Genomic DNA, 25480 nt, shown 5'->3' with positions numbered 1-25480 from the left:
GGCGATATGAAAACGACGATTCGTTTGTTAAGTGGCATGATCGCAGGGGCAATATTGGCAGGTTGTTCGGCGGATGCGTATGTAAGCCAAGAGAACCGAGAAAAGTTTGCGGACGTGAATGTCTCCAAATTTCTGATCAGTGAATGTTTGGCGCCGCAGCGCGAAATTCATATCGCGGTTGCCGAACATTTCGATTTCGATAAGTCCACCATTCGTGAAGCCGATGCGGCAAGTCTAGATGCGTTCATCCATGATATTCAAGGCTTGAGTGGGCGCATCACGATTGTTGGTCATACCGACTTTAAAGGCTCTGATGAGTACAATGAGAAGCTGTCTATGCGCCGTGCTGAATCGGTAGAGGCGTATCTTCAGCAACAACTCAACCCAGAGCAATACGATTGGGAAGTGAAGCACTTTGGTGAGTCGCAGCCGCTAGCGTTGGGTAAATCGGATCAAGCTCGCGCCGAAAACCGTCGTGCTTACGTTATGTTTGAAGAGGCGAAGAAATACGAAGAGATGCCTTTCTGTGAGCCGCCAAAATCAGAACGCAAGATCTACATGGCGATGACACCACACTTTGATTTCGATAAGTCGGAATTAAAACCGGAAGACCTTTCACAATTAGATGACTTCATCGCCAAACTGCAAGGTTTAGAAGGTAGCATTATGGTGGCTGGTCATACCGACCAAGTGGGCTCGCTCTCTTATAATGAACAACTGGCGGAGCGAAGAGCGCAAACCGTAGTGGCGTATCTCAAGACGAAACTCGATCCATCGCAGTTTGTGTGGGAGGTAAAAGCCTTTGGTGAGCTTCAACCTGTGATCAACGAAGAATCTCCAGAAGCCAATGCTTTAAACCGCCGTGCGTTTATCGTATTTAAAGAGAGCGAACTGGGGCAACCGACGGAATAATTTGGTAAGGTTGTCCTCTCGCAAGCTAGCTACCTACCTGTTTTCATAGCGGTAGTTAGCATACAAAGGTCAACCTATCCAAACCAAACAGGGAGTCGGGTAATGGAGAAAGTGCAGTTAGTCGTCGATTTTCTTCTCACTCACAAAATTTTATTTTCCGCATTAATCCTGCTGTTCATCATTGTTCTGCGTCGTTTGATTCTGTCTCGAATTCGTGGCGACGATGCCTTCATTACGGAAGAACAACGCAGTTGGATGTCGAGAACCAAAAACGGTACGTTCGCGCTTACGCTGATCCTGTTGTTCATCTTATGGCAATCAGAAATCAGCGAGTTCGCCCTAAGCGTTACCGCGATTGCAGTAGCGATTGTTGTCGCATCTAAAGAGATTATTCTTTGTTTTACTGGTTCGATTCAACGAGCCAGTTCTCGTTCATTTCGCATTGGTGACTGGATTGAAGTCGGTAAGCTATGTGGCGAAGTAATTGAGCACAATATGATGGCGACAGTGATTCAAGAAATCGACCTGCATCATGGGCAATACCACTTCACAGGAAAAACCGCGACGTTGCCTAACAGCATGTTTTTCACCTACCCAGTGAAGAACCTCAACTTTATGAAGCGTTACGTTTACCATGACTTTTCTGTTGTGGTGAAAGACTTCGTCAACCTATACCCAATTTTGCCATTACTGACCGATAAGATTGACGAACATTGCAGTTACTTTGCTGATGTCGCGCATCGCTACAACGCGATGATTGAAAAACACGCCGGTGTCGATCTTCCGGGTGCAGAGCCGCATATCCATATCTCAAGCAACATCAATGGTGAGCAAATCGTGCATATCATGATTTTCTGTCCAACGGACAAAGCCAACCACTTAGAACACCTGATTCGCAAAGACTTTATGGAGCTGTATGAGCAACGATTCCCGATGAATCCGGAACACTGAGTTCTCGCTCAATAATCATCACCTCAATGTTAACCCTCACCAATCAAAGGTGAGGGTTATTTTTATTGCTCATTTGTCGTTACGACAAAATATCTTAATGGATCGAGGCGCATATAATCGTTAAATTACGCCCGCAATCTGTCCTCAGACAACTTCCGCTTGTTGCTAAAAATACACAATAAAAACATCAATTAAGACTACTCAGATAGTCCGTACCGTAATGGTTGGCTCCCCACGGGCTCGACGACTTAACGGTAAAGGTTGCACGCATGGCTGTTTATTAAACCGCTGAATCTCTTCATAACATTACTATTAAGATGCTTCATGCAAACTGGCTTTAAAATCAAATTTTCGCCTTCTCAACGTCTATTCGCATTGATGGGGCAGTGGCAGTCAGCGTCGAAATCCTATTTAACGGATTTGGCGTCAATCGCATTGCTGCTGTTACCTTTGATTCTGTCTAATGCGTTGGCAGTTTTTTTTGGACACGTATTCCGTTTTACTGGCTTAGCGGATTTTTCCCAACTGCTGTTTCATGTATCAGATATCCTGATCAACTTATATCCAAGTGCATTCTGCGTGGTGGCGGGTTACTACCTTTCCCATAAAACCAACGTTTCGAGCGCCGTGTTCATCATCTATTCGTTGATCATGTTCTACTTGATCTCAATAGAGAATGGCAGTCTTTCACAGACTTACATGTTACCGAACAACCCATTGTTGGCGTTATTGAGCGCGACAATGACGTACGTTTACTGCAGCATTTTCAAGATACGTCTGTTAGAACCCCAAGCCCTCGACTTTTCATCACGGCTGCTTAAACACGTGGTGCACTTTTTCTTATTTGTGCTCATCGCGTTGGTGATGTCCCATTTCACGGCGATCTTTATGGCGTTGTCAGGTGGCATGGTTCGTGAGCTCGGCGTAGACCCGCTGACATTCAAAGGTGGTTTGATCTATCAAACTGTGCTGGGTTTACTTGGCTCGATTGGCATCAATGGGCACAACCTGTTGTTTGCGATTAAGCAGCAGATCTTTGCCGCAACCGAAGCCAATGTAATGGCGTGGCAGGCCGGAGAGGCGTCACTGAATGTGATTAGCCAAGGCTTTTACGACGCATTTATGTCGATGGGCGGATCTGGCAACTCGATCAGTTTGCTTTTCTGTGTGCTGATGTTTGCTAAAGAGCGCAATCATTTGATGCTTGCTCTGGCAGCGATGCCTCTGGTGATCTTTAACATCAACGAGGTTTTGTTGTTTGGTTTGCCAATCATCTTCAACCCGATTTTGATCATTCCTTTTGTGCTCGTGCCGTTAGTGAGCTTTGTCATCACCTTTTTGTGCATTTCATCGGGGTTGGTACCGCCGGTAGAGAATATTGTGAACTGGATGACACCACCCTTGTTCAGTGGCTATATGGCGATGGGGAATCAAATAGAAGGTTCGATTCTTCAAGCCTTCATCATTGTATTGGGCATCTTCATCTATCGACCGTTCTATTTGGCGTACGCAGGAAAATACTCAGCACAGTTTCGTGCGAATACGGCTTATACCGGTATCGAAAGCTCGATATTTAAATCACTGCTAAGTAACGTAAAGGCGTCGAACAACTCCAGTATCAGTAAGTCGACGGCGCAGAAACGCTTAACCACGATTTTGCGTGAAGGTGAGTTAGTGATGTTCTATCAAAAGCTCCAGTCGACCAAAAACGTCAGTGAGTTTTCTTATGAAGCGCTACTTCGTTACATCGATAAAGATGGCACGTTATGCCCGCCGACGTTTGTGAGTGATTTTCAGATGCTCAACTCGATGCCATTGCTGGATAAGTTGGTGATAGAGAAAGTCTTGGCAGACATGCAGAAAATGCACTTATCGAAAGATCGTCGTATTGCCATCAACATCGCGGTGGCGACGATAGAACAAGAAGAGTTTGTGCCGCATTTGCTTTCGCGTTTAGCCCATTACGGTATTTCTCCTGAGTGGTTGGAAATTGAAATCACAGAAGAAGCGATTCTCAGCAATAAGGTTTTTTTGATCAAAACAATGGAAGCGCTTCAGGCACAGGGTATTCGTATTGCAATGGATGATTTTGGTACAGGCTATGCGTCGTTTCCACACCTGCTGAAATACCCATTCGACAAGATCAAACTAGACCGTTCACTTTTGTTGGATGCAAACAATCAAAAGGGCAAAGATCTCTACAAGTTGGTTGCGAAACTAGGTCACATCACCCATTGTGAAGTCGTGGCAGAAGGGGTGGAGACGCAAGCGGAATATGACTTTGTTAAACGCTGCGGCGTGGACAAAGTGCAAGGTTATTTCTTTGCTCGTCCATCGCCTTTATTAGACATTCTTGGTGAACAGCAAGAAAAACCATTTCTATCGTCACAATTACAAAGTCGAGTGGAAATATAGACTTGCTGGCGCTAATGTGCGCCTCCTTGCTTAAATAGCAGGCGAATTAACGAACGACGTTGACCTTAGAAGCAACGCGTTTCTATCAAACGAAAGAGTACCGAGGGGCTTAAAAGGTGCTCTTTCTGTTTGGTCGATTACAACAAGTTGGCTGTGGCTACCCTTGTTGAGTGACTATTCGCAACGTTGAACGATCAACGCTTTGTTACTCGAATGATACCGTCCTCGACGTGTTTGTCGAAACTCTCCCTCATTGCGAAACAAATTAAATGGATTTAATTGCGGCGAATTTCTTGAGCGGCTCTTTGAGTCGTACTTTGATGGATTAACTGAGCCAAATGAACAATCGATACATTAATCGGCTTTTTACTGTAATTTCTTCCAACTTATACATTAATGGTTTGTGTAACGTCTTAGTGATGTTGCTGCCTGTTTCATTGATTTCTGCATTCAGTACATTGTTAAGCAATCTACTGATGATCGCAGGCTATGAACAACTTGGTATGACTGTTGGGGCAGCAAGCGCCATTATTTGGAAGCTATTTCCCATTTTGCTTCTAGTGTACTTCTCGCAGTTCCTTTCCTCTTTGCTAAAAGTCTCGCGAGTAAACGTGATAACGCCTTCGTTGATGATTTACTTTATCGTCTGTAACGAATGGGGCTTATTGCAAGATGGTACTGTTGTTCCGAGTAACTACCCATTAGCGATTCTGGTTCCGACAGTCGTCGCTTGGTCTGTACGCTTCATGCAAAACCGCAGATGGTTTATGCGTTCTGATTTACCAAATGTGGTGGATCAATCATACAACCTCATCATGGCGACCGTAGTCTTGGTGGTTGGTTACACTGTGTTGGGCTATGCACTTGGACAGGCATTCTGTGCCGCTGATATTGCAGATCTGTTACTGCCGAAACTAGACCCAAACTCGTTGCTTGATGGGATCATTTATGAGTTTGTGCGTAACCTATTTTGGTCGATTGGCATCAATGGTCACATCATTTTTGCCCCTTACAAGTCAGAGCTTTATGAGGTAACTCGTGTCGCGATAGAAAACCACGAAGCGCTGGACACACCACTGCCAATTTTAACCACAAACTTCTTTGATTTTTATGCAGGAATGGGTGGTGCAGGGAACACCATTTCGTTGGTGCTGTGTATGCTGTTTCTGACTAAAAATCGCAGTTATAAAGCCTTGGCGGCAACAGCACTGGTGTTGAGCTTGTTTAATATTAACGAGCCCATTATTTATGGCTTACCCATCATGTTCAATCCAGTCATGATTGTGCCATTTTTAATCGCACCGGTTGTGGGGTTAGTCATCGCGTATATTGCAACAGCAATGGGGTTGGTGGCACCGATTACCGAGATCGTTAGCTGGATGACTCCGCCGCTCGCCAGCGGTTACATCGGGACTGGTTACACATGGACTGGCGTGGTATTACAACTGATCATCATCTTAGTCGGTGTGCTGATTTACTATCCGTTCTTCAAGCAAATGGACAAGATTGGGAATGCGAATACGTTGTTTGCAAAGTCAGTCTCTGATGATTTTTTCAATTACGAGGGATTAGACAATGGCAAAGTCGCTGGGGCATTTTTCCCTGAAATTACCAATAAGTTCGCGGCACAAAAGCGCATCAGTGATCTGAAAAAGCATGGCGAGTTCGTGTTGTTCTACCAACCGCAGGTTAATGCTCGCACAGGGGAGATTCGGTCGCTTGAAGTACTGATTCGTCACCGCTCAGAAACGGGCGAGATCACGCCTCCAACGTTTCTTGAGGACTTTGCCAAAGTCGGCTTAATGAGTGAGTTGGATTTATGGGTGGTTGAGACCACACTGCGTGAAGTGGCGCCTTTGGCGAATCGACCAAATTTTAAGGTCTCGATTAACTTATCTCCAGAAACTTGCTTGGTGCCAGACTTCACCGAAAAAGTATTGACGATGATTAACGAAAGCGCGTTGTCTTGCTCGCAAGTTGAGTTTGAAATTACTGAAGACATGTTGATTCAAGATGAGCATCGTACACACCGTGTGTTGAGCACACTGCGAGAAGCGGGGGTGAGGATTGCCTTGGACGATTTTGGTTCAGGTTATTCGTCAATTGGTTACTTGTCGAAATACGATTTTGATAAAGTGAAAATAGATCGTTCGTTGGTGCTTAATCTCAACAACAAAAATGGTCGTGAGCTGTTTAGGTTAACGGCGAAACTCGTAAAAATTACTGGTGCTGTTACGGTGGCAGAAGGCATAGAGACAGAAAGCGAACTGGAGTTTATGGCAGAGCTCGGTATCGATCTGATCCAAGGCTTCTATTTCTATCAACCAATGCCCTTCGACGATGTTGTAAAGCTTGAATACAGTCAGCGAGAAGAGAGTCTGGATTACGATCACTTTGCATTTTAAGGCCGAGGTGAGCAGATACAAAAAAGGGAAGCGCTCAGCTTCCCTTTTCTTTTAGGTTCAATTTATGTCGCTCTAAGAATCTCAAACTAGAATACTTAGATGAAGGCGTGATTATTTGAACTCGAATTTACCCTGCATGATTGCCCAGTGACCTGGGAAAGAACAGAAGAACGAGTAATCGCCTCCCGGAGTCATCTTCTCAGTGCTGAACGTGATAGAAGTGCTTTCACCACCGCCAACCACTTTAGTGAAGGCATAAACACGGTCATCGTTTGGTTTCACGTAGTTGTTTTCTAGACCAGCAGACATGCCTTCTGTACCCACTGCTTGAAGGTTTGCCGTATCAGTAATCACCACGTTATGACCCATTGATTGCGCAGGCATTTTACCAGTGTGGTTCAGCGTCAGTTTCACTTCTTTACACGTCGCTGGCACGCTCAGTGTTTTGGTCGAAAACTGCATCATATCGTTAGCATCGATGGACACTTCACACTCTGCGCTTGCTTGCGCGCCAAAGCTTAATCCAACTAGTGCAAAGGTTGCTGCTACTAAACGTAAAGACATATAACACTCTCCATATTTTATTTTTGGGCTGACTTGGATTCAAACCGATCCAATGCATCTCATTATCATCGAATATTCCAATTGAAACCGTGCTTCAATCCGGATATTGACGTTTTGTTGCAAAGTTATACTTATCGTTTTCACTGGATGATCATTCATATGCCTTATTTTGAACGCTTCATTTAAGAAGTGTGAAGACGATCTTTATAACCACCTCAGATGCCTATTTGTGTCTTCATAACGCCCTGATTTTGGCGTTTTTTTTGCTAACATGTAACTAAGTGTTTCAAGTGTTTTTATTCTGTAACTTATTGATTTTCAGATGCATAAAAGCAAAGTAAAGACAAATTCTTATCTCGATTGTCACCAGAAAATAGATTTGTTTTATCCAGTGCACACTTTCTGAATTTTGAACTAGAGTCCCAGTTTTTTGTTTGCTTACCGATTGCGTACGAAATGTCGTCAAATTGACGCGAAAAGACGCTTTATTTTTGGCACTTTTACACCTGTAAGTTGAGTTACATTTAGTTACACCTGTCCGCTGCGACGCGAAAAAAGTCCCCCTCTATAATGCCTTTCCTTTTTATTGTTGTTTGTATAAGTCCTTAATTATGAGAAAGAATACGCTAGCGATCATGCCAAGTGTTTTAGCACTGGCGATCGGTATGGGGTTGCCTGCTGCACACGCAGGAGTGATCACAGACGCAACTATCGTCGGCTCAGAAAGCCAGTGGTGGAACACTTACAAAGTGATCCTAACGAACGACGGTTCAAAGCCAGTTGAACTTCGTGATGCGAAAGTGACGTTTGATTCAAACCTATCAATGTCGACACCCTCTTGGTCTGCGACTGGCATCAGCTACCCGGGCATGAAGTTCACCAGCGACGCACAAGGCAACGTCTTCAATAACACGCTCGCGTTGGCTTTTGATAGCGGTAGCTGGGTGAAATCACAACTTCCGGCAGGTGAGCGTATTGAGCTAACTCTGGGTGTGAGTGGTGTATTGGATCTGACTCTTCTTCAAAATACCATTCGTCTGATCGCTGATGACGAAGGTGAAGTAGGTGAACCAGAAATTTCTCTTCAATTAGCTTCGCCAGTGAACGGTGCTGAGTTTGAAGAAGGTCAAGCGGTTGCCATGCTAGCGAACGTTACGGCAACCAACACCAGCGTTAAAGCTGTGACTTTCTTTGTCGACAACAAACAAGTTGCTCGTGTAACGCAAGCCCCATTCCAAGCAACTTGGACTTCTGTTGGCGCAGGCACTCACACGATCAAAGCTGTAGTAGAAGACACTTCTGGTTTAACCCAACAACAAGCGGTAAGCATTTCGGTAAAAGAGAAGCCAGTTGAGCCACCAGTGGCACCTGAAGTCCATGAGCTAACATTCGTCGCGCCTACACAGGGTCAAGCATTGATGGTGGGTCAGGCAACGACGATTAAAGCCCGTGTTGATGGTGAATTGATCTCTAAACTGGAGTTTTGGGCGAATGACCGCAAGTTAGGTCAACGTAACATCACAGCAGGTCAAACGACGTATTCTCAATCTTGGACGCCAAATGAAGTGGGTAATGCGACACTTAAAGTGGTGGTTCTCGATCAGAACAACCAAATGGTCGAGCAACGCAGCATCGCAGTTGCAGTTGAAGCAGCCCCAAGCTTTGTTAAGCCAGAATTGAGCTTCTCTTCGCCTTCGAACGGTTCTAAGTTTGAAAAAGGTGAAGCGGTATCCATTTCTGTTCGTGCAACGGATGCTGATGACGATTTGTCTCGCGTTATCGTGAAAGCAAACAACAAGCAAATCTGTGATTTCAACGCATCAACTACAAACCAGTTCTCTTGTAACTGGACGGCGTCAGAAGTCGGTGCAGTTAAGCTAGAAGCGATCGCAACAGATGCTGAGAATCTAACGGCGACAGCACGTGTAAACATCACAGTTGAAAAAGTAGAAACACCGACGCCTCCGCCAACAGGTGGACTGTGTGCTGATTTTAATGTGTACCCAGACTGGACTCGTGGTGATCACGCAACAGGCGGCGACATTATGGTTCATAAGAACATTGCCTACTCAGCGGTGTACTGGACTCAATCTGTTCCTGGCAGCGATAGCTCATGGTCATTACATCTAAACTGTGATGGTACTGAGCCGGGTACAGCGCCAGCGCTATCATTGCGTAACCCAATGGACCCAGTGCGTCTAGAAGTGGCAGGTTGGCCAAACACATTCGTAGTGGCGAGCCCATCCACTCAAGCACCAAGCACACTGACTATTGCAGCAAGCAGCAGTGATGCGCTCACAGACCTAGAGCAACTGACACGTTCGTTTGTGTCGGCTATCGAACAAGCAGACAACGCGGGTACTGCATCTGTCGTGATTCGATCGGATGTTCTGGATCTCGCTACGCAAGACAAAGGTGCATCTTTTGGTCCCGTTGCGGTTAAACAAGCACTGACGAATGCCATTGATATTACGGGTAGCCGTATTGATATCGATGCGATCAACGCACTGAGCGATGACGTGAAAGGCTGGGCACATGCTTACAACTTGATCTTCACAACCCTTGCGCCACAAGCGACATTTGGTTGGTCATTAAGCATTGGCGAGTTTGCTTACGATACCCACTCTGGTCGTCAGTCTGTATGGGATGAAGCGTCCGTTTTCACTGCCGATCTACTTGATAGTTTCGAGCTTTACAAAGCAGATACTGCGAACAAAGCTGACTTTGTGGTGTTTACTAAATCGAATGCAACCACGGCACTAACCAGCGAGCAGTGGCATCACGCACTTGAATACGTAAAACAGGTAACAGATTACGTTGATGCGCCTGCAATGTTAGCGAACATGCCAACAGAGCAAACCGCAAATTACTTCATGGGCAATACTCAAACCGATCAGCAAATCCGTAAAGCCGCGTACAGCAACGTATTTGCATTGATGTTTGATCAAGACTCTCAAGCTCTAACCAGCAAAATTGAGCTTTACCAAACGGCGAAAGTGCCACTGTACTACGTAGGTGAAGAGTTAGAGAAAGGTTCGTTGACTCGCATTGAAGCGCTAAACCAAGAGTTAGCAAATGCTGAAAGCGTGATGGATAACGAAGCCTTCCTATACGAAACGCCACAGTCTCAGTGGGTTCCGTCAACGGTTTACAAGTGGAACGACTTCTTAGATGGCTTGAACGCAATGCACAACATTGGTGTGGCGGGCAATAAGTTCTGGTTGATGAACGATGAAGTTGATGATGCAACCAACATCAAATACGCGAAAGTCGCGATTGCTGCGTTCCTTGCGCAAAGTATGCAAGAGACTATCCGCTACAACGCGTGTGATGAAAACAACTGGTCTGAAGTGAAATACGGCGCGCCTGCGGATTACCCAATGACAGCAAGTTGTGGTCAACTGGGTCAGAAATACGCAGATTACGGTGTAAATCCAGTTTCAGGTTTAGATCATGCGTACTCTTGTCCTCGTGATGACAAGATGGAAGTCAGTGCGTTGACTCATGCTAAATGGTATGGCGCACCAGCTCCAGTCTTTGCAGCACCTGATGCAGTACTTGAAGAGCGCGGTCTATTGGTGAACGGTGCAGCAGGTCGTTGGACAAACAACGGTCACTGTAACGATGTTCCAGAAAGCGTAGATACGTCTAAGCAAGTTTGGGAACGCGACGAGTGTAAGACTTACGTTGGTCAGAAAGCAGGTAAGTTCATTTGGGACGGCAGCAGCCAAGAAAGCGTTGAAGGCTGTGGCTGGTGGGGTCGTGGTGTAATCCAAACCACAGGTCGTCAGAACTTTGGTACGCTTAACCACTACCTAGGTCGTTCGCACGTTGATCCATCAACCATTGGTAAGACAATTGATGGCGTAACGGTAGAAGCGCCACCGGCGAACCCACTTTATGCTGAGCTAGACTTCTGTTCTAACCCAGGTCTGATTTGTAGCTCGGAAGAGAACAAAGAGATCAAGTGGATCGCAGGTCTGTTCTACTGGGTAACGTCAGTTCAGGCATACAACGATGAAGGCGGTCAGTACGCGGATTGGAACTACCACAATGAGCTGAAGAAGTATGTAGATAGTGGTCTGCAAGGTTCTCAATTTATCGATGACGTTTCAGGCATCGTTAACCGTGGTTGTCCGGACCTGACGTGTTCGACAGGTGATGTTCACAATGTGAAAGAGCGCCGCGAGAACTTCAAACTGGTACTACAAAAGCTAGGTCTTGATCCTCGCTAATTAAGACAAAGCAACATCAATGAAGAAAAGCCATCACCGAAAAGTGGTGGCTTTTTTGTTTTTAGCATTTGGCTCAGATGCTTAGTTTTTATTATTACTAATTCGTAATAGTCATTTTCTTTTTCCGCTTATTATCATTTATTTTCAACCCAATATAATGCCCGCCATTCCAAACGTATTTGCTGCGTTTTTGATTTTTATCTTTCGATGGATGGTTTCCGGGAGGGGAGTATGTCGAACTTTGTTGTTGTCGGTGGTGGTGCTGCGGGTCTAGAAATGGTCACGCGTTTAGCGAGCAGTTTTGCAGGCAAATCTGACCATACCGTTACTTTGGTTGAGCCATCTTCTCATCACTTATGGAAACCAAGGCTGCATGAGATTGCGGCGGGCACGTTTGATAATGAGCTCGATTCGGTTGCGTTTCGTCTTCATGCTGCTTGTCACGGTTACCAATATGTTCAAGCGTGCATGTCAGGCTTAGACCGTGCGAACAAAACCATCACTGTGAGTACTGAGTTTTCACCAGAGCAGACCGGGCTATCGCAGCAGTTAACACTGGATTACGATTACCTCGTGATTGCTGTTGGTGCGATCAGTAACGATTTCAAAATTCCGGGCGTGAGCGATCATTGCTTATTCTTAGATTCCGCTTCTCAAGCAGAAAAAGCGTGGGAACAGATGAAGCAAATGCTAGCAAATGGTGGTTCACATCGTGTTTCTATCGTGGGTGCCGGCGCAACTGGTGTTGAGTTAGCGGCTGAATGGGCGAAAGTCAGCAAGCAATTAAACCGCTACCAAAATGGTACTCAACTTTCCATTACGCTCATCGAAGCGGCGGATCGTGTGTTACCTGCAAGTGCTGAGTGCATGTCTGCCAAGGTACTGAAGAAACTACAAAAGCAAGGCGTTAATGTTCGCTTAAACACCAAAGTTCAACGTGCAGAAGCAGACCGTATCGTGACGGAAAATGAAGTCATTCTTGCCGATCTACAAATTTGGGCAGCAGGGATTCGATGTCCGGATTGGATAGCGAATCTCGATGGTCTAGAAAGTAACCGCATTAACCAACTTAAAGTGCAGCCAACACTGCAAACTACTCTCGATGATAACGTGTTTGTTATTGGAGATAGTGCTGAATGCCCACAAGAAGATGGAAGCATTGTGCCGCCACGAGCGCAAGCTGCCAATCAAGCTGCCACACATTTGGCGAAGCAATTTAAACGCTTAGTAAAAGGCAAAGAGTTAAAGCCGTTTGTGTTCAAAGACGGTGGGATGGTCGTCGCGCTTGGGCATGACTACGCGGTTGGCGCATTGATGAATGACAAAGTCGTATTGCGTGGACGCTACGTTCGCCGCTTGTACGACACGATCTTTAGGCTGCATCAGCGCGTTATTTTCGGTTGGTTCCGCGTGTCGGCTTTGGTAGTGCTTAAACGCGTAAAAGGTTTATTGAACCCATATTACAAAGGCTCTTGGTCTTAATCCAAGCCGTGACTCTTCGATTCCATTTTTTCATTTTTATCGAGCGCCCAAATCATCAGGATTTGTGGCGCTAGGTGTTTTTTATGCGTCATTTGCAACTCTCTTTGCCCGTTCAACTTCTTATTTCTGCCCTACTTGCGTGGAGTGGGGCTCAAGCCATCCTTCTTCTTGTGGACCATGGACTGGTCGACAAATCGCTTTTACTGTCGGGTGATTACTACCAAATTTTAATGTTGGGCAAAACGGTCTATCTCGGCTTACTGAAAATGGTAGTGGGTTTGATGGTGCTGTTTTCTCTTGTCGAAGGCATCACCAATATTGGTTCAACCGTTCGTCTTAAAGCTCTGGGGGGGCGAACACTACTTTTCTACAGTTTCACCACCTTAATTGCCATTAGTTTAGGGCTTGGTGCGTCGTTAGCTTTGCCTGCATGGGAGCCACTTAATCAAAGCGTTTCTGTGGGTAGTGATGTTCATTTGATTGACGAGCAAGGTGCTGGTGGTGCCGCCATACTCACCAACCTTGTCAAGATGGCGATGGTGAATCCATTTGCTGCACTGGCGAATGGTAACTTGCTGGCGATCGTGGTTTTCTCCTTTATGGCAGGCGTTGCGATTTTGCTTTCTGTTCCATCGGGTCATCCGTTGCTAGCGGTGATCTCGGGGCTGAGCAAAAGTGTTAACACCATGATTCGAGGCATCGTTAAGCTGTCTCCGATTGCTATTTTTGCGATCGTGTTTGATATTACGCTGACCTCAAGTGGGAATCTGATTCAGCAACTTGCGTTGTTTGCGTTACTGGTGTTTGTGCTCACGATGGTGCACGGGCTAGTGGTATTACCGACGATTGCTAAGGTAATGACCGGGATTTCTCCAGTTGCACTGTTTAAAGCGATTTCAGCCCCATTAGCCATGGCGTTCGCAACGTCATCAAGTGCGGCGGCGCTGCCTTTGGCAAAACAAAGTGCGGAAGAGAATTTAGATGTCGCGCCAGAAGTCAGCAGTATGGTGCTGCCGCTCGGCTCTGTAATGAATATGGACGGCACCGCGTTATTTGAGGGTGTCGCTGCAATTTTCCTAGCACAGTTGTTTGGGGTGGATTTGAGTACCACAGGGTTGGTGATGATCTTTATCATGGCAATGGTCTCTTCCGTTGGTGCGCCAGGCATGCCTTCGGGCTCCATGTCGGGTATGCAGTTAGTACTACTAGCTGCGGGCATTCCATTGGAAGCGATAGCCATTTTATTAGTGATAGAAAGGCCGTTGGATACGTTCCGCACCGCCGTCAATGTGGAAGGGGATTTGATTGCGACGCTTGTCATTGACCGTTGGCAAAAGAAACAAGCTGGTGATGTTTTTGACCAACATACAGCGGCTTCGGTGAGCTAACCCTAACGCCAAGTCGGTTCTTCTTTAATATCGAGCTTGAAAAAAGGAGTGACATTGTGCGTCACTCCTTAGTTCCTATTAGGGATTTGGTGTTTTATCTGAACCCGTCATCATTACCACGAAAAGGTTTGGATGACGTTGTCTTTTGCCATTGGGTTAGACGCAATCGCGTGATTGATGTTTCTTAGAAAATCGTCGCGAGAATCCAACAGCCAGCCTTTTTGAGGAACGATGTTGTTGCCATGGTCGCCCCAGTAAAAAGTATCAATGTTCAGGTTTTCAAGCAGGTATTTTTCCTCTTCCAACACCTGCAGTTGTGTCGGCATAATGAACTCACCATTCTTCACTTCTTGCTCCATCACCGTTCCCGGTTGAATCGCAAGTGCCATTGGGGCAATTTGCTCAGGATTCATTTGGTTCAAAATATCGGTTGTGGCGATGATGTGCTCTTTTGAACGCTCACGCCCACCAAGTCCAAAGATGAAAGAGAGCAATACTTCGATGCCAGCTTCTTTCGCCATTGCCATGCCTTCAATGGCTTGTTCTGGTGACATGCGCTTTTTGATGCGCTCTAGAACAATTCGATCACCCGATTCAAGACCGGAATACGCCATATCAAGTCCAGCATCTTTGAGCTCTTTTAGCTCTGCAATGGTTTTACGGCGGAAATCGTTCATGCCACTGTAAAGTGAAGTCTTTTTGCACTCAGGGAACGTGGAGCGCAGTTTGTCGAAGATCTTGAGCAAGTAATCCGTGCGTGCTGCCATAACGTTACCGTCGATTAGAAAGATCGACTCTACGTGTGGGTAGATAAGGCGCGCTTCCTCAATATCTTTAAACACATCCTCAATGGGACGCACTTTAAAGCGCTTATCATCAAACATGCTACAGAACGTGCACGTATTGATGCTACAGCCCAGCGTAGTTTGGATAAGAATGCTGCGGTATTCCGGCCATGGTCGGTAAACTTTGCCCTCATAGTTCATAAATGGATCTCCAGTTAAAGGCGGGATGATTCAGTGCCATCGCTCGCTAAAGACAGTGGGGATAAGCGCAATATAACGTCGCCTTATTCCCGATGACCGAAGATTAACAATATTGGTAATTGTTGATAATTGGTGCTTTTATCGAATGAGTTTTTAGATTTTATTGATAATTAAGGGCAGGGATTTTGTTGGAATGCAGATAAAAAACACCCAGCCGAAGCTAGGTGCTTGAACAAAAATAGCAATATTTATTTTGGCTTGAGTTAGACAAGCTTCGCAATCACAGTTTCAATGGCATCAACCACTTGCTGTGACTTTGGCTCGTTTAAGGCGTCACGATGAGGTGCCGCAAAAGCTTCAATGTCGTTATCGAAGTAAGCGCCATGTGCTTGTGCAAACTCATCCGATAGTGCGGCACGAATTAAAATGTCAGCACCCAAGCGAATATCGCCGCCAGCAATGCCGTAAGCGTCTTTTACCATCTTGCTACCAAGTAGAGACTTTGGGTTGACTGATACAACCATAGGACCGACGTTTTTCAACTGTAATCCCATCACGCGTGACCACATGGTAAGTGCCAGTTTGCTTTGTGCATAAGCTTCACCGTCTGACAACGGTTTGTCACCCATTAATGCATCAATGCTAACAGGACCTTGCGCAGCAGAAGACAAGTTCACCACACGCCCTGTATTGCCAAGCAACGGAAGTAACTCTTTTGTCAGTAGGTAAGGCGCAATGGTGTTGACTGCAAAACGCACATCTAGGTTATCTTGAGTTCTTGCGTTTGGTGTTGCGTATACGCCAGCGTTATTGATGATGACGTCCAGCTTGCCAAAGCGCTCTGCTATTTCTGCAACCATCTGTTTCACGGCGCGTGGAGAAGACAAATCCGCAACAATACTTTCGACTTTACCTGCGTTTATCTCAATCAAGCTCTGTTCTACGTTTTGGACTTTTTCTTGGTTACGACCGTGCACGATCACATGATGCCCGTCAGCCACTAACATTTTCGCTGTTTCTAAACCAATGCCGTCTGTAGAGCCTGTGATCAGGATGATTTTTTGCATAGCTGAGATTCCTTATGAATTCGATATGAAACAATCATAGTGGCATCTTCCGCATTAGACTATTGAGGGCGTTGGGGAAACACTTTATAGGAAAAATTGAAAATCAATCTATTGGTGTTTTTGTGGGCGAATCGACGAATTCACCCCCTTTGAAATGCTATGGTTATTTTAAGCGTTGCTTAAGATTTGAGCAGCTTGTTTAACTTAAAATATACTCAGCCAAAGAGGTCTCTATGTTAGGTGAAAATCACTCATTAACTCATGAATTCCCAGAACATTTGGATACCATCACTCAACTGACAGCTAACGACTCTGCGTTTGCTGAAAACGCTAAAAACTACAACACGCTCGACAAAGAAATCCGTGAACTCGAATTGCGAGGAAACCCAATCGACGACCATGAAATGAACACTTTAAAACACAACCGTGCAGAACTAAAAGACTGGCTTTACTCAAAAATAATGAGCGCATAATCCTTCAAGTGCTTCATCAATGGCGGCTCGAATCTTCGAGCCGTTTTCGTATCTGCAAGATGGATTGTTAGCTTAAGCACGCTATTTAACGGGTAGATGCCCAGTCTTCACCCAGATCACCGTTTCTTGTTCCACAAAAGGAAAGTGCTCACTCATGTGCGGACTGCGCAACCATGTGTGAGTTGGATACTCACCAAATTCGTCTCTAAACTCGCCCGATAATACAAAGATCTCTTCGCCACCAAAGTGACGGTGTGGCTGGAGTCTTTCGCCTTTTGGCCACTTTACCAGCGCCACATGTTCGTGTTCGAAATCGTGCAATGGCATCACCTGCAATCCGCCAATACCCGGTAGCCAATCTGCTTGATGAGTATGAATTCGTACCGTTTCAATATCGCTTGGATCAAACTGGTTGAGTTTTACCAAGATTACACAGCCTTCACGACTAAAAGGCGCGTGTTGGCTGCCCGGAGGGTTGCGTATATAAGTTCCGGCAGGGTAGTCGCCATGTTCATCGGAAAACACCCCCTCAAGCACTAGGATTTCTTCCCCATACGGATGAGGGTGGGTAGCAAACGCTGAGTTTGGCTCGTACTTCACTATGCTGGTGGTATGTCCTGACTCTTTAGCTTCACGCTCTAACGGTTTACGCCACACGCCAACAGCAGGGCTAGCGATCCATTCCTGTTCTGCGGTTTTAATCACCAAGCGTTGTGAAAAATCCATGTTTAACATAGTTGCTTCCTGTATTTGTTTATATCCAGTACGTATATCCAAGCATCTTGGCGTCATCTGGGTAATAAAGCGATTCTAGTCGCTTTCGCGTGTTTGCCAACCAGGAGTTTTCACAAGGTTAGGTATGGATTTTTCGAGTGATACGGAGACCTTGCCGGTTAACCTTATGATTATTATTGATAATTTACACATAAGTTAATTTTACAAATTGTTACATGCTTCGCTTTTTTTACTCTTTGTTATGTTATAACATCCGCGAAATATTGAATGGTGTTATAACATAACAAAATAAGGAAAAACGTAGTGAATAAGAAATTGGTCTCTTTAGCGGTTGGTAGCTTGTTTGTTTCCCCAGTTTTTGCCGATGCGCTTTCGAATCCTCAGATTGGCGTAGTGCTAGACGGTTACTATCAAGATGGCCAACGTCATAACTCAGAGCGTGAAGAAGGTTTTGGTCTTGGTCACACTGAGTTGAACATGTCTGCAAACATTGATGACAAATTCCACGGTGCGCTAACAGCGGTATTAGAAAGCCATGGCAATGAAACAGAATTGATGCTTGAAGAAGCTTTTGTCGAGACACTGGCACTTCCATACGGTCTCAATGTTCGTGCTGGTCGATTCCTGTCTGATTTTGGTTACCTGAACAATCAACACATGCACACCGACAGCTTTGTGGAGCGTCCGATTGCTTACCGCACATTCCTAGGCTCGCACTACTACGATGATGGTGTACGCGCAAACATTGTGTTGCCAACGGATCTGTACGTGAAATTTGGCGTTGAAGCATTAAGTGGTAGCAAGATGTCTTCTGTTGAAGAAGGCTCCAAAGTAGGCGTTTATACTTCTACGCTGAAACTAGGTAATGATTTCTCTGAGTCGTCTAGCTGGCAGTTTGGTTTAAGCTACCTGCGTAACGAAAACGGGAAAGTGAAAGAGTTCGAAGATCACGACCACGGTCATGGTCACGAAGAGGAGCATGGTCACGACCATAATCATAGTGCAGCAGTCACTGGTGCAAACCTTTACGGTGCAGATTTCGTATGGAAATGGGCTCCAGATGGTAATTACAAATACAGCAACTTGACGCTATCAGCGGAATACATGTTGTTGGACGGCGTGGTAGACAGCAAGTTTAAAGATGATGCGGAGTCGCCAGATAACCTAAGCGCATACTACGTATCAGGTGTTTACCGATTTAACCCAAGCTGGTCAGCAGGTCTACGTTACGGTGAAGCAGAAAGCTACGATGGTCATGCTCACGGCGACCATATGCACTTCACTGCACTGAATGATAAAGAGATGGATGCGATGATCGCGTGGGATTCTTCTCACTTTGGTACTATCCGTGCGCAATACACTCGTATCGATAACCAAGACAGCGAAACAGATAACGTATTTACTCTGCAATACGTTATGACATTTGGAGCGCACGGTGCACATGCGTTCTAAGCTGACACTGACTCAATGCAGTTTAGCGATGATGGCGGCGGGGGCTGCCATCATCTCTTCGCCTGCTTTGGCTCTCAACATCTTCGTTTGTGAGCCAGAATGGAAAGCCTTGCTCGAAAGCCACGCACCAGAAGCTACCATCTATTCTGCGACCACAGCAAAGCAAGATCCGCATTACGTCCAAGCTCGCCCTTCTCTAATTGCTAAGATGCGCCAAGCTGATATGGCAATGTGTTCCGGCGCCGAGTTGGAAGTAGGGTGGCTACCCATGTTGCAAGTACGCAGTAGCAATGCTGCGGTACAAAACGGCGCACCGAGTATGATTTACGCAACGGATTTCGTTCGAATGTTAGATACTCATGACCACGTCGACCGTAGCATGGGGGACATTCACGCCCATGGCAATCCGCACGTGCAGTTTGCAGCCAACGATATGATTCCACTCTCGCATGCGATCACCGAGCGTTTGAAAACCATCGATCCAGATAATGCGCAAACGTACCAGTTTAATGGCATGAAGTTTCGTGCGCATTGGCGTAAAAAACTCAATGAATGGAATGAAAAAGCCGCGCCATTAAAAGGGAAGCAAGTGGTGGGATATCATGCGACTTATCGTTATTTGTACGATTGGCTTGGCATGGAGCAAATTGCTGACTTAGAACCAAAACCGGGTATCTCGCCAACCACATCTCACCTGCAATCACTCACCAAGTTAGATGCCAATAGTTTTGATGCGATTGTTTACTCATCTCACCAAGACCAGCGTCCAGCAAATTGGTTACAGCAGCATACAAACAAACCTGTGATTCAACTGCCACTGACGGTTTCTAAAGGTGAAAGCTTGGATGAAATGTACGATCAAGTTATCGACGATTTATTGGCCGTGCTCGTGCAACCCATTCCGGTGAAGATCTAAACCATGGCTGAGTATGCATGGTTATTGCCAGCGGTGTTGTGCGGCTTAATTGCTCTGGCTGGCAATGTGGTTCTTGGGCAACAAGTTCTCAATCGACAGATCATCTTTATTGATTTGGCGGTGGCACAAGTTGCCGCTTTGGGAGCTGCGCTCAGCCATTATTGGTTGAACCAATACGCACTGTTTTCAGGCTCCTTCTTTGGTGAGATGGTTGGTCCTTGGGTGATGTCGTTATTGCTTTGCGGTCTGATCGCCGTAATGGAGAAGCGATACCAACAGCATTTAGAGCCGATGATCGGCAGCCTGTTTGTAGTATCCGCATCGCTGGCGATTTTGCTCGTGAGCAAAGACCCACATGGCGGTGACTTCATTCAAGGCATCCTTAATGGTCAGTTGTTGTGGGCAACGTGGGCGGACGTTTGGCCTTTGGCTTTGATAACCGCGGCGATGCTGCTGTTGGTATGGTTCAAGCCTGAGTTTATGCTGGGCAGTGGCTTCTATCTTATCTTTGCTATCTTGATGCCGATTACGGTCAAGCTCACGGGGATTTACTTAGAATTTGCGTTGTTGGTGATTCCGGCTTTGTGCGCCGCAGCATTGAAAGGGATTCGGTTCTTTATTGCGAGTATCAGCATTGGTATTGTCGGAATACTATCGGGCATTGCTGTTTCGGCTCGTTACGATTTACCAAGCGGGGCGAGTATTGTCATCACCTTGTTTATCGCAGGTATGTTGTTCAATCTTTTGCTGCAACCTTGGTTGCTCAAATCGCAATCTGCTTGCAAAGGTCAAGAGCATATCGCGCAATGATAAAAAGGCTCCGCATTCACGGAGCCTTTTGTTTAGCACTGCTTTTTCTTATTAGTAACGCCTGAGCAGTCTTCGTTTATAGACCAATTTAGCCACTCTATCTGTTTCTATTTTAGCAAGATTTGAAAATAGGGAGAATTTGAGGCTGAATCGAATCTGTCAAAGTGTTATCCAACGCAGGGAATAATTGATTGATTCCGGTTTCCGATAAGCCCAACCACGCCATCAAACTTGCATGCAATTGATCTGAAGAAATGGTGGGAATAACACGCCCACGAGAAAGCAAATACGGACTATGTTCAGATAAATCCGGGTACTCACCCACAATTGCTTTTCCTGCTACACCACCGCCCATGACTAAGGCGTGACTTGCCCAGCCGTGATCCGTGCCATCGGTGCCGTTTGGAATCAGAGTTCGACCAAACTCAGAGTGAGTAAATGTCGTTACTTGATCAAACAACCCATTGTTTTGTAATGCTAATTGGAACGCTGCCATTGCTTCTGCCAACTCTTGCAACAAGCCAGTTTGACGACTGATTTGTGCTGAGTGAGTATCAAACCCTCCCAACTTACAACTGAAGTACTGAGCAGGATGTTGGAATTGATCTTTATGTAGAATCAGCTTGAACACCGCTTTCAATTGCTTACCGATTCGTGTCTCAGGGAAAGCATCGGTGATCTCGGAATTCAGAATCGAACTAAACTGCTCATACATTCTGGTGGAATCTACCGCGACTCCTGCGTAATGCGATTGAAAAATATTGCTGTAACTGCCGGTACTTTGCAGTTGATCGAACAAGTCGCGTGAACGTTGATCATTAAAAATATCGCTTGGAGGTTGAGATCCCACCGAGTTGGATTGTGCTTCAATACAATTTGTCCACACCTGTGTACCGCCAATATCAAACATTGGCGATAGTTCGTTTAGATTGCGCAGCATGGTACCTAGCTCGGTGGATGTCTTTGCACCAAAGCCTTCTTTCGATAAAGACTTGGTCGCATGAGACTGAACCATGGTGGATTGATGCGAGTGGCTGAACAGATGCGCTGGTCGCGTACTTTCGCCATATATCACGTTGTTTACGCGTTGAGTCAGTGGTCCTAGGTTAATCACAGGTACAAGGTTCGCGCTGTCCCAGTAAGGTTTGAGCGCCGCCATGGCAGGGTTGAGCGCCAGTTTTGCCGTGTCGTTCACGGCATCTAGGTAAATACACGTAGTTTCATCCAAAGCCAAATTGCCACGTAGGGCGCGATATTGAGCGTTGGCATTGGCTGCCGTTGGAATAAGCATGTTGTAGCCATCATTACCGCCTGCAAGGTCAATGCCGACAACAGCGCGATATCCGTTTTGGCATTGACTAAACGAGTCAGCAAAGGTAGGAAATGCCGCTAGGTTCAGCGCAGAAATACCCACACCAGCGGAACTTGCTTGTAAAAATCGACGTCGAGTTAAGTTCATGATGTTTACCCCTGTGTGATGAATTCTGGTGAAAGCAGTGCGTTCATGACGAGATTCTTAATCTCTTTGCGCCATTCCGGTTTGCGTCCCGGACACTGAGCGAGGTAATCGAGATAGCATTGGCGCGCTTGCTCACTCATTTGAAAAGCGAACAAATGCTCGTTGAGGTAATCAACAACCCCTTCATTATCAAACGCAAGGTAACGGATGAACAAGGTTTCATCCATGTACCAATCTTTGTTTTCCTGTTCGAAGCGAGCAATCAACTCACGGAACTGAATCCCGTATTGGTAAATGTCATGCCATTGATACACATTAAACTCGGGTGCCACCAAACCATTAAAATCAGGATGATTTGGCGCGTCATCAGGTTGATAGTAATAAAACACAGATGGGGCAGATAAAGGCAGCGTTCGACTATACCAATTGAATTGTTTTGGCCACATCATCACACCGTCACGACGCTTCACTTGCAGAGCACGCATCGCATGAGTAAAGACAGATAGCGGGTCACGCAATTTGCCCACTGAGTTACCAGAACGCAGGGCGTCTTTGTCAGTTAAAATCGCAACTACTAGAGTTTGCATGTCGCCATCAGAGCGTTTAAATGCCCGGCGGACACGGCGAATGTAGCCCGCTCTCGGGTTACTGGTCACAAGCTTATTGATGAAGAACTTGGTTACAAAAGTGTAGAGTGTGTTCTGTTTCATCAAATGCTCAATCACTGCTTCCAGCTCATCCTCTGCACCCACACCGGCGGGGAAGGTTTTACCAAGAATACGTTTTTCGCCCATGTCATGCTCGCCGCGTGGCAACATCGGTTGGCTGTATTTGTCATTACCGCGGATATCAATGAACTTCCAGCCGGTAAACACGCGGGCCAGTTGTTCAATATCTTCTTGGGTGTAAGATGCCATTTCGTTACCTTCGGCATCCAAACGGACTTCACCGTTATTGCGCAGCTTGACAGGACCAAGAGTGAATAACTGCAACAGCTCTCGCGCGTAGTTTTCATCTGGTGCAGTGAGCTCATTAGAAACGTTGTTTACAAAGGTTAGGTATTCGCCCATGATTGGCGATTTCGATACAAAGCGAATCACATCACGGAAGTTCGCAAAAGCGTTATCGAGCAGCCCATCGAAGTAATTACACATGTAACGACGCTTAGACGCTGCACTAAATGCTGGGTCTTTTACGCTCACGACAAACAGTTGAGAAAGGGTATAACCGATGCGTTGACGCAGAATATCGTTGCCTTCCACCGTCATGCGCGTCCAACTGCTGGCGTAATACAAGCCCTGTCCTAAGTCGGGAACATTCAACTCATCTTGTTCAAAGTGAGTAAGCCAAGATGAAGAAGGGATAAGTGTTTGTTGAGCGACCCAGTTTTCAATGCTTCCTGATTGAACGAGGTCATTAATGTCACGTTGGGATGGCCCAAATGTGCACTGTTGCAGCGTTCTTGCTGCATCGATGTAAGCCTGATTCATTTTATCTCCCGTAGGTATTGTTATCTTTGTCAGGTGAGGCGTCTTTCTCGCATCCATGTTTAAAAGCACGCTGTATCTTTAAAATCGTAATCCAGATTTTTGATAACAAGAATGTAATACCCACAGCTTTATTGTGACTTTGCTGCATAATCTAAGAATTAAATGGGTGAGCTTTAAGTGAAGGGCTGCTTATTCAACAAAAAGCGCATTTGTTACGCAGCAACATCGATAGAACAGTGACGGAAACGCATTATTTGGCAAACCATCATCAAGATGTCTTGATTAGTTCACATCCGACTCCCAGACTGTTTCTATAGTTTATGAAAGACCCTGCGTACGAGAAGCGCAGCTATAACGCGACTAAGCATAAAAACAACAAACGCTAGGGATAACAGCGAATTTGTAATCTCAACATTTAAGGAAGACCAAGATGAAACCGGAAAAAGTAGCAGTAGTCACTGGTGCGGCTCGTGGTATTGGCCAAGCTATTTGTGAGCAATTACTCGAGGATGGATTCCACGTAGTCGGGCTGGATATATCGCCTGTGGAATGGAGCCAGTCAGCGCAGTTAAGCAGTTATCAAGTCAATTTGTGCGATGCCGCAACCGTTAGCGAAGTGGTAGATAGTATCGTAAAACAGCATGGCAGAATTGATGCGTTGGTTAATAACGCCGGCATTACTCGTGATGCATTGCTGCCAGACATGCTAGAGCAAGATTGGGACAGCGTTATCGACGTGAACTTAAAAGCCGTATTCTTACTAACTCAACGTGTTGCCCCTGTCATGCTAGAGCAGGGGGAGGGCAGTATTGTAAGCATTTCTTCTATCGTGGGAACAGATGGCAATATCGGTCAGAGCAACTATGGCGCAAGTAAAGGCGGCGTTATTTCAATGAGCAAAGGCTGGGCGAAAGAGCTATCGAGAAAGGGGGCACAGATCCGCGTCAATTGTGTCGCGCCAGGTTTTATCGCCACCGACATGACCAAAAACCTACCAGAAAAAGTCATTGAAATGATGGAAGGCAAAACCCCATTAGGTCGAATGGGGTCAGTACAAGACATCGCTAATGGTGTGTCCTTCCTCACCTCCGACAAGAGCGCTTACATTACAGGACAAGTGCTCAAGATTGACGGTGGTTTAGTGCTTTAACCAACGAACTAAACCTCAAATAACAAACGCCCTTCATCTGAGTGAAGGGCGTTTTTGTTGGATAGAGTCAAGTTAGTTATTGGAACCTGTTTTCCATAAAAACAGGTTGAAGCTGTTAATCATAAAAACGCTTAACAGCCTCATTGGCGCCTCCATATAAACGATTGAGCATTTTATTGAAGTTATAGCCAAGACTTTTCTAACTTCCCTATTTTGAGTTTAGAAATGTTTTTGTATGTGAAGTAAGAGCGCAATTCTTCGTTTCTTATTCAATAATAGAATGGAAAAAATTAGTTGGATCAGAGGTTAACCTTGGAGGAAGTATTACCACTTTTATTCCCTAAATTAATCCATTAATATTTCCGTACTTATCCAAATTTTTAAGCTCACCAAACTCTTCAATGTCTGCGGCTTTCCTTTTTTCAATCTCAGCTCGCTTAGGCCATCTGCAAATACTACTTATAGGGTATTCAATTACGCCACTGGGGTAATTTGAGTTATACACATAAATCACTTCTTCACTATTCGATAGATCGCAATTTAGAGCAGATAACATCTCTACAAAGTAAGCATTATGTGTAACCCCTCGA

At 45.6% G+C, this 25480-nt stretch carries 18 protein-coding genes and 1 pseudogene; 12 read left to right on the top strand and 7 right to left on the bottom strand.

Annotated features, from left to right (window positions below):
- Positions 1 to 6: 6 nt before the first annotated feature.
- The 4 genes from MHO32_RS19435 (at position 7) to MHO32_RS19420 (ending at position 6683) form a co-directional block, all read left to right on the top strand.
- Positions 7 to 912, top strand: coding sequence for an OmpA family protein (locus tag MHO32_RS19435; RefSeq protein ID WP_239213521.1), 906 nt, complete (start codon positions 7 to 9; stop codon positions 910 to 912).
- A gap of 102 nt (positions 913 to 1014) precedes the next feature.
- Positions 1015 to 1863, top strand: coding sequence for a mechanosensitive ion channel family protein (locus tag MHO32_RS19430; protein ID WP_005452782.1), 849 nt, complete (start codon positions 1015 to 1017; stop codon positions 1861 to 1863).
- A gap of 324 nt (positions 1864 to 2187) precedes the next feature.
- The gene (locus MHO32_RS19425; RefSeq protein WP_017189567.1) at positions 2188 to 4278 is read left to right on the top strand and encodes an EAL domain-containing protein; all 2091 of its coding nucleotides are present in this window, start codon (positions 2188 to 2190) and stop codon (positions 4276 to 4278) included.
- A 338-nt stretch (positions 4279 to 4616) separates the two neighbouring features.
- Positions 4617 to 6683, top strand: coding sequence for an EAL domain-containing protein (locus MHO32_RS19420; RefSeq protein ID WP_199479196.1), 2067 nt, complete (start codon positions 4617 to 4619; stop codon positions 6681 to 6683).
- Between the two features lie 111 nt (positions 6684 to 6794).
- Here the strand turns inward: MHO32_RS19420 and azu are convergent, their stop codons facing one another.
- Positions 6795 to 7247, bottom strand: coding sequence for an azurin (gene azu / locus MHO32_RS19415; protein ID WP_005452777.1), 453 nt, complete (start codon positions 7245 to 7247; stop codon positions 6795 to 6797).
- Between the two features lie 611 nt (positions 7248 to 7858).
- Between azu and MHO32_RS19410 the strand changes: the two genes are divergently transcribed.
- The 3 genes from MHO32_RS19410 (at position 7859) to MHO32_RS19400 (ending at position 14352) form a co-directional block, all read left to right on the top strand.
- A complete protein-coding gene (locus MHO32_RS19410) occupies positions 7859 to 11482 on the top strand; it encodes an Ig-like domain-containing protein (RefSeq protein ID WP_239213519.1) in 3624 nt (1207 codons plus the stop codon).
- Positions 11483 to 11713: 231 nt separating this feature from the next.
- Positions 11714 to 12964 carry an NAD(P)/FAD-dependent oxidoreductase gene (locus tag MHO32_RS19405; protein ID WP_239213517.1) on the top strand — a complete coding sequence of 417 codons (1251 nt, stop codon included), beginning with the start codon at positions 11714 to 11716 and terminating at the stop codon, positions 12962 to 12964.
- Between the two features lie 83 nt (positions 12965 to 13047).
- Positions 13048 to 14352 (top strand): dicarboxylate/amino acid:cation symporter, encoded by a 1305-nt coding sequence (locus MHO32_RS19400; protein ID WP_239213515.1) that lies wholly within the window; start codon positions 13048 to 13050, stop codon positions 14350 to 14352.
- A 113-nt stretch (positions 14353 to 14465) separates the two neighbouring features.
- Here the strand turns inward: MHO32_RS19400 and MHO32_RS19395 are convergent, their stop codons facing one another.
- Both MHO32_RS19395 and MHO32_RS19390 read right to left on the bottom strand, forming a co-directional pair.
- Complete coding sequence (locus MHO32_RS19395) at positions 14466 to 15338, bottom strand: B12-binding domain-containing radical SAM protein (RefSeq protein WP_009700644.1); 873 nt, start codon at positions 15336 to 15338, stop codon at positions 14466 to 14468.
- A gap of 263 nt (positions 15339 to 15601) precedes the next feature.
- Positions 15602 to 16405: an SDR family NAD(P)-dependent oxidoreductase gene (locus MHO32_RS19390; protein WP_239213513.1), complete on the bottom strand. Its 804-nt coding sequence runs from the start codon at positions 16403 to 16405 to the stop codon at positions 15602 to 15604.
- Positions 16406 to 16638: 233 nt separating this feature from the next.
- On the opposite strand from MHO32_RS19390, the gene MHO32_RS19385 reads away from it, so the two are divergent.
- The gene (locus tag MHO32_RS19385; RefSeq protein ID WP_005452761.1) at positions 16639 to 16878 is read left to right on the top strand and encodes a YdcH family protein; all 240 of its coding nucleotides are present in this window, start codon (positions 16639 to 16641) and stop codon (positions 16876 to 16878) included.
- A gap of 81 nt (positions 16879 to 16959) precedes the next feature.
- Here MHO32_RS19385 and MHO32_RS19380 read toward each other — a convergent pair whose 3' ends face one another.
- On the bottom strand, positions 16960 to 17613 hold the full coding sequence (locus tag MHO32_RS19380; protein WP_050908953.1) for a cupin domain-containing protein: 654 nt from the start codon (positions 17611 to 17613) through the stop codon (positions 16960 to 16962).
- Positions 17614 to 17916: 303 nt separating this feature from the next.
- On the opposite strand from MHO32_RS19380, the gene MHO32_RS19375 reads away from it, so the two are divergent.
- From MHO32_RS19375 to MHO32_RS19365, 3 genes are read left to right on the top strand one after another with little or no spacing between them, the layout of a single operon-like run.
- Positions 17917 to 19065 (top strand): hypothetical protein, encoded by a 1149-nt coding sequence (locus tag MHO32_RS19375; protein ID WP_017189561.1) that lies wholly within the window; start codon positions 17917 to 17919, stop codon positions 19063 to 19065.
- The gene (locus MHO32_RS19370) at positions 19055 to 19981 is read left to right on the top strand and encodes a metal ABC transporter solute-binding protein, Zn/Mn family (protein WP_239213538.1); all 927 of its coding nucleotides are present in this window, start codon (positions 19055 to 19057) and stop codon (positions 19979 to 19981) included. The genes MHO32_RS19375 and MHO32_RS19370 overlap by 11 nt, the downstream gene beginning before the upstream one ends.
- 3 nt (positions 19982 to 19984) lie before the next feature.
- Entirely contained in the window at positions 19985 to 20791 is an 807-nt protein-coding gene (locus tag MHO32_RS19365) for a metal ABC transporter permease (RefSeq protein WP_005452753.1), read from the top strand.
- A 112-nt stretch (positions 20792 to 20903) separates the two neighbouring features.
- Here MHO32_RS19365 and MHO32_RS19360 read toward each other — a convergent pair whose 3' ends face one another.
- Together MHO32_RS19360 and MHO32_RS19355 are read right to left on the bottom strand one after the other, a co-directional pair.
- Positions 20904 to 22250, bottom strand: coding sequence for a DUF1501 domain-containing protein (locus MHO32_RS19360; protein WP_239213503.1), 1347 nt, complete (start codon positions 22248 to 22250; stop codon positions 20904 to 20906).
- Between the two features lie 5 nt (positions 22251 to 22255).
- Complete coding sequence (locus MHO32_RS19355; protein ID WP_239213492.1) at positions 22256 to 23740, bottom strand: DUF1800 family protein; 1485 nt, start codon at positions 23738 to 23740, stop codon at positions 22256 to 22258.
- Positions 23741 to 24170: 430 nt separating this feature from the next.
- Here MHO32_RS19355 and MHO32_RS19350 point away from each other — a divergent pair, with 430 nt between their 5' ends.
- A complete protein-coding gene (locus MHO32_RS19350; protein ID WP_009697041.1) occupies positions 24171 to 24890 on the top strand; it encodes a beta-ketoacyl-ACP reductase in 720 nt (239 codons plus the stop codon).
- A 340-nt stretch (positions 24891 to 25230) separates the two neighbouring features.
- Here the strand turns inward: MHO32_RS19350 and MHO32_RS19345 are convergent.
- Positions 25231 to 25480: pseudogene (locus MHO32_RS19345) on the bottom strand (carboxypeptidase-like regulatory domain-containing protein); the annotation flags it as partial.

The sequence above is a fragment of the Vibrio sp. MMH1-50 genome (assembly GCF_022347645.1).
GTDB classification, from domain to species: domain Bacteria; phylum Pseudomonadota; class Gammaproteobacteria; order Enterobacterales; family Vibrionaceae; genus Vibrio; species Vibrio harveyi.
This window is presented reverse-complemented; position numbering and strand designations above follow the sequence as displayed.